This is a genomic window from Streptomyces graminilatus, assembly GCF_001418565.1.
Lineage (GTDB): Bacteria > Actinomycetota > Actinomycetes > Streptomycetales > Streptomycetaceae > Streptomyces > Streptomyces graminilatus.
In genome coordinates this window covers 1-7,526 of sequence record NZ_LIQQ01000650.1, presented here as the reverse complement: position 1 = coordinate 7,526, position 7,526 = coordinate 1, and the positions used below count along the sequence as shown (strand labels likewise).

Annotated in this window: 6 protein-coding genes and 1 pseudogene; 5 read left to right on the top strand and 2 right to left on the bottom strand. The window is 72.9% G+C overall.

The features are described 5' to 3' along the window. Together AOK08_RS39070 and AOK08_RS39065 are read right to left on the bottom strand one after the other, a co-directional pair. Positions 1 to 316 (bottom strand): annotated as a pseudogene (locus tag AOK08_RS39070) (SpoIIE family protein phosphatase); the annotation flags it as partial. A 617-nt stretch (positions 317 to 933) separates the two neighbouring features. After that, entirely contained in the window at positions 934 to 1,569 is a 636-nt protein-coding gene (locus AOK08_RS39065; RefSeq protein ID WP_055534937.1) for a hypothetical protein, read from the bottom strand. A 398-nt stretch (positions 1,570 to 1,967) separates the two neighbouring features. On the opposite strand from AOK08_RS39065, the gene AOK08_RS39060 reads away from it, so the two are divergent. From AOK08_RS39060 to AOK08_RS39040, 5 genes are all read left to right on the top strand, one after another. Continuing rightward, the gene (locus AOK08_RS39060) at positions 1,968 to 2,156 is read left to right on the top strand and encodes a streptamidine-related RiPP repeat protein (protein ID WP_055534935.1); all 189 of its coding nucleotides are present in this window, start codon (positions 1,968 to 1,970) and stop codon (positions 2,154 to 2,156) included. A 71-nt stretch (positions 2,157 to 2,227) separates the two neighbouring features. After that, the gene (locus AOK08_RS39055) at positions 2,228 to 3,067 is read left to right on the top strand and encodes a hypothetical protein (protein ID WP_055534933.1); all 840 of its coding nucleotides are present in this window, start codon (positions 2,228 to 2,230) and stop codon (positions 3,065 to 3,067) included. Then, positions 3,064 to 4,707, top strand: coding sequence for a CocE/NonD family hydrolase (locus AOK08_RS39050; protein ID WP_055534924.1), 1,644 nt, complete (start codon positions 3,064 to 3,066; stop codon positions 4,705 to 4,707). Before AOK08_RS39055 ends, AOK08_RS39050 begins: the two co-directional genes overlap by 4 nt. Next, complete coding sequence (locus AOK08_RS39045) at positions 4,704 to 6,125, top strand: YcaO-like family protein (protein ID WP_055534922.1); 1,422 nt, start codon at positions 4,704 to 4,706, stop codon at positions 6,123 to 6,125. Before AOK08_RS39050 ends, AOK08_RS39045 begins: the two co-directional genes overlap by 4 nt. An 18-nt stretch (positions 6,126 to 6,143) precedes the next feature. Next, the coding region (locus tag AOK08_RS39040) for a YcaO-like family protein (protein ID WP_055534921.1) at positions 6,144 to 7,526 on the top strand (1,383 nt) is incomplete at its 3' end.

The window sequence follows — 7,526 nt, the reverse complement described above, 5'->3', positions numbered from 1 at the left end:
CGGCGGGGCGCGGCCACAGCGGCCTGCCGGACCGGAAGGCCTCGGTGACGGGCGAGTCGTCGTCGAGGGGGAAGCACTCCGGCAGCGCGTACCGGGTCCGGGCGACTCCGGCCGTCTCGACGAGCCGCAGTTCCTCGCCCCTGTCGTCCAGTACGTAGACGGCCGCCAGCGCCGCTCCGGCGAACGTCAGGACCCGTTCACTCGCGGTGGGCTCCGACGCATCCGACGCAGGGGAGGCCGGGCCGGTCTCCGACGCTCCGGCCCCGAATGCCCGCAGCCCCGGGACCGCGGCCCGGGCACTGCTGTAATGGGGCATTTCCGCACCTTCCGCCATGCCGCGGCCAGCACAAACAAGAATCCCATACATGTGCGAACCGGGCATGGTTCGCATAAAGAGGGGGAGGTGTCACACTCCTGGCGCGGAACGGGCCGAGGCGCACCGTGTTCCAGGCCTCGCGGACAATCTCTGTCCGGTGATCGACGGCTGCCCGCGACCGCCCGGGACGTCGGCGGCCACCTTCGCCCGGCAACCTCCGGAAAGGCCCCCAAGATGCGGAAGAATCCTGACAGTGAACATAGCGGACATGTCAGACATGGTGGATAGGGCGGACGCGGCGGACACAGCAGATATGGCTGACGTGGCTGACGTGGCGGATGTCGCGAGCCCGGAGGCCGAGAAGCGATCGACTCCGTCGAGCTTCCCTGGAGGATCGCGGCCGACGCGGCCAAGGGGCATCTCGCCGGTCTCTACGCGGACATCCCTGAGGGGGGTGACAGGGCCGGGTCGGCTCTGGTGACCGTCGGTGAGGGCGAGGCGGCCGCGCCGTTGGTCTACGTACATGTGACCGTCCAGCCAGTTGCGAAGTCCCGCGTTCGACGGCGGTGAGTGCGAGGCCGTACCCGGACGAGTGGGACGAGTGACCCGGACCGGCTTCAGTCGAACCTGACGCAGTAGATGAACGGGACGTTGCCCGTGCTTCGGCCCGACGCCAGATCGATCGCGCGAACCCAGGAGTTCGGGGTTCCGGGAGCGCACGGTCCGGTGAAGCCGGGCGTGAAGCCGAAGCTTCCGCCGGCGAACCCGGCGTGTCTGGTGGCAGTGATCGTCCAGGACCTGTTGACCGCGCCGGAGAACACGATGCGGACCGGGCTGTCCACGTTGAAGTGGTCGCCGCTGACCTTGAGGGGACCGGTCACCGAATTGATCCACAGCCGCACCGCCAACCGCCGGTCATCGGCCTGGCTGTTGTCGTATCGCGCCTGGGCGCGGGTCTGCGGGGTCACGCAGGTGAGGTCGTCGGAGCCCCATGCCTCCCGCCAGACATAGCCCTGCACGCAGTAGCCGTTCGGGAGGGTCCGGCCGGGGGCCAGCGCGTTGTCGTTGGCGGTGTCGGTACGCGTCTGCGGTGTGACGCACACGAGGTCACTGGCGCGCGCGACCCGCCAGACGAATCCCTGTCTGCAGGTATTGGGCCCGTAGTCCTGGGCGTTGGCGGTCGAGGGGGCGATCAGCGCGCCGCCGATCCCGGCGGCGACCACCATCGCCGAAGCCATGAGTCGCCTGAACATAGTCATACCTCCACGGAGTCGAGGTCGCTATGGCTCTATCGTCTGCCTGAACTGCGGAATCATCAACTTCTGCGGACGGCCTCGGCGGCCCCCCCGCCTCGTCATTTCATGACGGCACGGCGCTGTGGGCGCATGAACTCCCCTCGTAAACCTCGGCTGTTGGTCGGTACGGCCATGGAGTCGGCACCCTGCTCCTCGCCGTGAGCCTGACCGGCCGTCTGCCGTACGGCGATGACGCCCCGTCTCCTCCTTCTTCCTCGCCCGAAGTCGCCATCCGGGCCGACCAAGTCAACTCACCGCGCCCTCTCGGACGTCGAGCTGGGCTTGCGGTTGTGCCCGGGGTCTGCTTAATCTTCCTCTTGAAAACGACAATCGTTTTCAAGAGGAAAGGGAAACCCATGCTTTCGATCGCCTTTGAGGAGCTCCAGGCCAACGGCTCGCTCGCCGCGCCGCAGGGTCCGGGCACCAACGCCCTCGTGCACAACCCGTTCGCGTTCGAGGAGTTGGAGGCCAACGGCTCCCTGGCCGCGCCGCAGGGTCCGGGCACCAACGCGCTGGTCCACAACCCGTTCGCCTGGACGGTCTGAGCGGTCACCGACGCCGCCCGTCCCGTCGCCAGGCCGCGGGACGGGCGGCCCCTCGCAGGAAGGCATTTCCCATGGATCGCGTCGCACCCGGGCACCATCTGTACCCCGGCCCCGACGGAAGCTGGCGGCACAGCACGCCGGACGGGCGCTTCACCCGGATCCGCGGTCCGCAGGAACTGCTGACCGCCGCCCAGCGGTTCGTCCACCGCGCGGACGAAGGGCCGGTCGATCCCCTCCTGGACAGCGAGCATGGTCAGGCCCTCCTCGCGGCGCTCGGCGGGCGGGGCGCGCTGGTCGGCGAGGCCGGCGGTGCCCAGGGGCGGTCGGTCCAGGGCGGCCCGAGCGTGCATGTCGAGGGTGACAACCCGGTCGCTCACGCGGTCGTCGCGCTGCTTCCGGCCGGAACCCGTATCGCCACCGGTCCGGTCGACGAGGATGCCGTGCGGGCCGCCGATGTCGTGGTCTGCTGTGCCGGATGGCTGCCCGACGCGCACTGGCGGCGGGTGGACGCGTGGTGCGCGTCGCACTCGACGGCCTGGCACCGCTGTCATGCCGAAGGGCTGCGCTTCGTGCTGGGGCCCATGTCCGTCCCCGGGGTGACCGTCTCGTACGGCGACACCCGTGGCCGGCTGCTCGCCGCCGCCGATCTGCCCGACGAACTGGCCGCGCACTGGGCCTACTTGGACGGCGACACGCTGCCGCCGGTGCCGTGGCCCACGCCCGCCGCGACGGCCGTACTGGCCGGGCTGCTGGTGGCGGACGTACTGCGCCTGCACGAGACCGGGACACCGGCCGGGAGCGACGTCCAGTTGGTCGTGGACGCCGCGACCGCGACCGTCGAACGGCACCGCGTCCTGCCGCTGCCGGTCACCGCGCACGCCGAAGCCGTCCACGCGGGGACAGGGCGATGAGCGGGCCGCTGTCCGTTCCGCTGTCCGTTCCGCTGTCCGTGCGGGCCAATGAGCGGGTGCCGGGGTGGGACGGCACGCAGCTCGCCCTCGACGTCCATCTCCCGCCCCCCGACACCTGGCCGGTGCCGGCCGTGGTGACCCGTACGCCGTACGGGCGCAGCGGACACCTCGCCGAGGGCGCGGGCTGGCGGCGCCGGGGGTTCGCCTATGTCGTCCAGGACGTACGCGGCCGGTACGACTCCGACGGGACGTGGCGGCCGTACCACAACGAGCGCGGTGACGGCGCGGCGCTCGCCGACTGGATCCTGAAGCAGCCGTGGAGCGACGGACGGCTCGTCACCTACGGCGGCTCGTACGCCGGTCACACCGCCTGGGCGCTCGCCGCCGAACGCCCGGACGCGGTACGGGCGGTGGTCAGCATGGGGCCGTCGATGGCGCTCGGCCGCACCAAGTTCGAGCGCAGCGGGATCCTGCGGCTCGCCGAACACGCCGCCTGGTGGCTGGAGCGGGCCGGCGGGCGGACCAGTCGCGACGGTCTGACCGCCCATGTCTTCCGGGAGTGCCCGGACCTGCTCGACCATCTCCCCGTCCTGGAACTCGCCGACCGGCTCGGCGCCCGCCTCCCGGGCTGGGCCCAGGTCGTCACGGACGGCCCCGAGCGGCGGGCGGAGGGCCCGGACGTCGCCGAGCTCGAACAACTGCCTGCCGCCGCCCTGCACATCGGCGGCTGGTACGACCTGTTGGTCGACGAGGTCCTCGAACACTTCCACCGTGCGGGCGCCGCCCTGAACCCGCGTCCGGCGCGGGCGCTGGTCGTCGGCCCGTGGGGACACGACCTGGCATACGCCCCGGGGACGCGGATCGGGGACCGGGAGCACGGGCCCGCCTCGCGCATCGACCTCGGCGCCCTCCAAGTGGACTGGCTGGAGCGGGTGTTGGGCGGCGTCGGCACGGGGCGGGGCAGCAGTGAGGTCCAGGTGTTCACCGTGGGGGCCGATCGGTGGTGGTCGGGTACGTCGTGGCCGCCGCCGGTCACCGAGGCCGTCTGGCACGCCCATCCCGACGGGACGCTTGCCCCGGTGGCTCCCGCGTCCGGTGGCGAGGCCGAGTTCCGTTACGACCCGGCCGACCCCTACCCGTCCCGGCAGCCGGGTGCCGACCGGGCGGCGCTCGCCGGCCGCCGCGACGCCGTCCGCTTCACGAGCGCGCCGCTCGACGCACCGGTCACGGTCGCGGGCAGCCCGGTCGTCGTGCTCGACGCCGCCACCAGCGCACCGGCCACGGACTGGATCGTCCGCTGGAGTGAACTCACCGCCGACGGCCGTCTGTTCGAGCTCGCCCACGGCAGCCTCGACACCGGGCGTACGCCGGGCCCCGGCCCCCACACGATCGGGCTCGGCCCGGTGGCCGTCACCGTACCGGCCGGGTCCCGCCTCCAACTGGAGGTCACCAGCAGCGACTTCCCCCGGCTGGCCCGCTCCCTCGGATCCGGGGAGGACCGCTGCACCGGCACCGCGTACTCCGTCGCCGAGCAGACCGTACGCACCCGGCCGGTCGACGGCACCCGACTGATCCTGCCCCGCGCCATGCCCACCCCCACACCCATGCCCACGCCCATGCCCGAGGAGGCGGCCGAGTGAGTACCACGGAAGCCGGTAGGAGAGGCGCGGTCCCCGCAGGGACCGGCTCCTTTGCCGAATCGGTCCTGCTCGACGCCCGTACCGGGCTCGTCACCCGGCTGGAACGGCAGCGCCGTCGCCCTGGGCTGCCCCGGATGTGGGTCGGATACGGCGCCAGTGTGGCCCGTACCGACGTGTTCGCGCCCTGGCTCGCCGACCGCTTCGGGTTCGGTGCCTCGGCCGGTGACGAGGAGCGTGCCCGGCGCGCGGCCGTCGGGGAGGCCGTCGAACGCTACTGCGGCAACGCCGTCCCGAGCGGTCTGCGAACGGCTTCGTACCGCGAACTGACCGCGCTCGGGCTGCGCGCGCTCGACCCGGAGACGCTCGCCCTCTACTCACCCGCCCAACACGCCACCCCAGGCTTCCCGTTCACCCCCTTCACCCGTGAACTGCCCGTGGCCTGGACCCCGGGCCGTGATCTGCACGACGGCGCCGAGGTATTCGTCCCCGCCTCGCTGGTGTGGCTGGACTACTTCCACGGCCCGCGTGCCGCCGAACCCGCCACCCACTCCCTCGTCTACTCCGGCATCGCGGCGGGCGAGAACCGCGCCCACGCCGAACGCTTCGCCATCGAGGAGCTGTTGGAGCGTGATGCGACGACCCTCTGGTGGAGTGCGGGTGCCGAAGGCGCCGCGATCGTCGACGCCGATGCCGTCGTCGGCCGTCTCGGCGGGCCCGCCCCGGGCGAGGGGCCCGGCCCGACCGTGCGCCTGCTGCACATCCCGTCCGAGTTCGGCGTACCCGTGGCCGCCGCCTTCCTGGAGGACCGGGAGCGGGACATGGTCGCCTTCGGCAGTGCCTGCCGGGCCGATCCTCAACTCGCCGCGGAGAAGGCCCTGGTGGAGGCGTACGGGCTGTACTCGCTCACCCGGCAGCTCGCCGAACCGGACAGCGAGGTGTGGCAGGCCGTCGCCGCCGGGACGCTGGAGGGGCATGTCTTCCGGCCCTTCCGCGCCGACCGTACCTACCGGGACGCGTTCCGCGCCGACTACCGCGACCTGACCGACCTCCCCGCCATCGCCCAGCTCTACCTCGACCCGCGTATGCAGGGCGGGCCGCTCGACCGGCTGCGCGGACCGGCGCGCGTCGCCTTCCGCGACATCCCGGCCGTGCCGGACGCGGAGGCGCGAGACGTCTATCTGCGGCGGCTCGCGGACGCGGGACTGCACGCCTACAGCGTCGACCTGACGACCCCCGACGTCGCCGCCGCCGGACTCTCGGTCGTCCGCGTGGTCGTGCCGGGCCTGGTCGGCAACGCGCCGCCGGCCTTCCCCTGCCTGGGCGGTGTGCGCCTGTACCGGACCCCGGCCCGACTGGGCTTCGTCCAGGGCCCGTTGCGCGAGGACGAGCTGTACCCCCATCCCCTCCCGCTGGCCTGACGAGGACGAGGACTCCCCATGCCGCCGTACCCGCTGCTGACCGACCCGCGTACCGGAATCGTGCGCCGCCTCGCCCGCCAGGCCGTGCCGGCGCACTTCCCCTCGGGCTTCCAGCTCATCGCCTCCCACCTGTGCGACACCACCCGCTTCTGCCCCTGGCCCGCCGACTCCGCCGGTGCCGGATACGCCTTCGCGGACCCCGACGCCGCCCTGGGCGCCGCGCTCGGCGAGGCCGCCGAGCGGTACTGCGGCAACCTGGTGCCCGACCGGCTCGTCCGCGCGTCCTACGAGGAGCTGCGGGGGAGGAATCTGCGGGCGGTCGACCCCGACTCCCTCGCCCTGTACGGGCCCGAGCAGTACGCCGACCCCGCGTTCCCGCTCACCCCCTTCACCCGGGACCTGCCGGTGGAGTGGACCGAGGGCACCGACCTGGCCGACGGCGGCCGGGTGCTCGTCCCCGCGTCCCTGGTCTGGGTGTCGTACGTCTCCGCCGACGTCGAGCAGCGCGGCCCGCGCACCAACCCCGTCATCCAGGCGGGCCTCGCCGCCGGGGCGACGTACGAGGACGCCTGCCTCGGCGCGCTGAGCGAGGTCGTCGAGCGGGACGCCATGACCGTCGCCTGGCACGGCAGGGCGGGCCTGCGCGCCATCCGCCCGCCGGACTGGCTCGCCCGCTTCGCCCGCGGCCCCCGCGACCGGATCGGCACCCGCTTCATCGCCTTCGCCTCCCCGTTCGGACTGCGGGTCGTGGGGGCACTGGTCCGTGACACGGTCACCGGCTACCTCACCCTCGGCGTCGCCGCCCGCGCCGACGAGGAGGCCGCCTGCCTCAAGGCGTACGGCGAAGCCCTGCAACTCCAGCTCTTCACCGCCGACTACGACGACCCCACCGGCCCCTACATGCGCGCCGCCGCCGACCCACGCAGCCCCCTGAAACCCTGGCGCTCCGCGCGCGACTACGCCTTCGGCGACGCCCACGAGTCCTATCGGGAGGACCTTCGCGACGTCGTCGACTACGGCTGCCACCTCCAGCTCTACCTGGACCCGCGCGTCCAGGACGCCTTCGAACGGGAGCTGGAACTCGCCCTCGGGGAAGGGGCGGAGGGGAGCGCGGAGGCGGGCCCCGAGGTGAGCCCCGAGGTGAGTGCTGGAGTGGGCCCCGAGGTGAGTACTGGGGCGGGCCAGGAGGTGGGGCCGGAGTCCGCCAGGTTCGCTCTCGACGCGCTCGTGGCACGCGTCGGTGCTGCCGGGCACCAGGCCGTCGTCGTCGACGTCACCACGCCCGACGTCCGGGCCGCGGGGCTGCGTGTCGTCCGCGTCGTCGTCCCCGGTCTGTACTCCAACACCGCGGCCGGGCTGCCCTTCCTGGGCGGTACGCGGCTCACCGCGGCCCTGGGCGGA

Coding starts and splice junctions, on each gene's coding strand:
- AOK08_RS39065 (WP_055534937.1), bottom strand. CDS start 1,569: ATGTTCAGGCGACTCATGGCTTCGGCGATGGTGGTCGCCGCCGGGATC.
- AOK08_RS39060 (WP_055534935.1), top strand. CDS start 1,968: ATGCTTTCGATCGCCTTTGAGGAGCTCCAGGCCAACGGCTCGCTCGCC.
- AOK08_RS39055 (WP_055534933.1), top strand. CDS start 2,228: ATGGATCGCGTCGCACCCGGGCACCATCTGTACCCCGGCCCCGACGGA.
- AOK08_RS39050 (WP_055534924.1), top strand. CDS start 3,064: ATGAGCGGGCCGCTGTCCGTTCCGCTGTCCGTTCCGCTGTCCGTGCGG.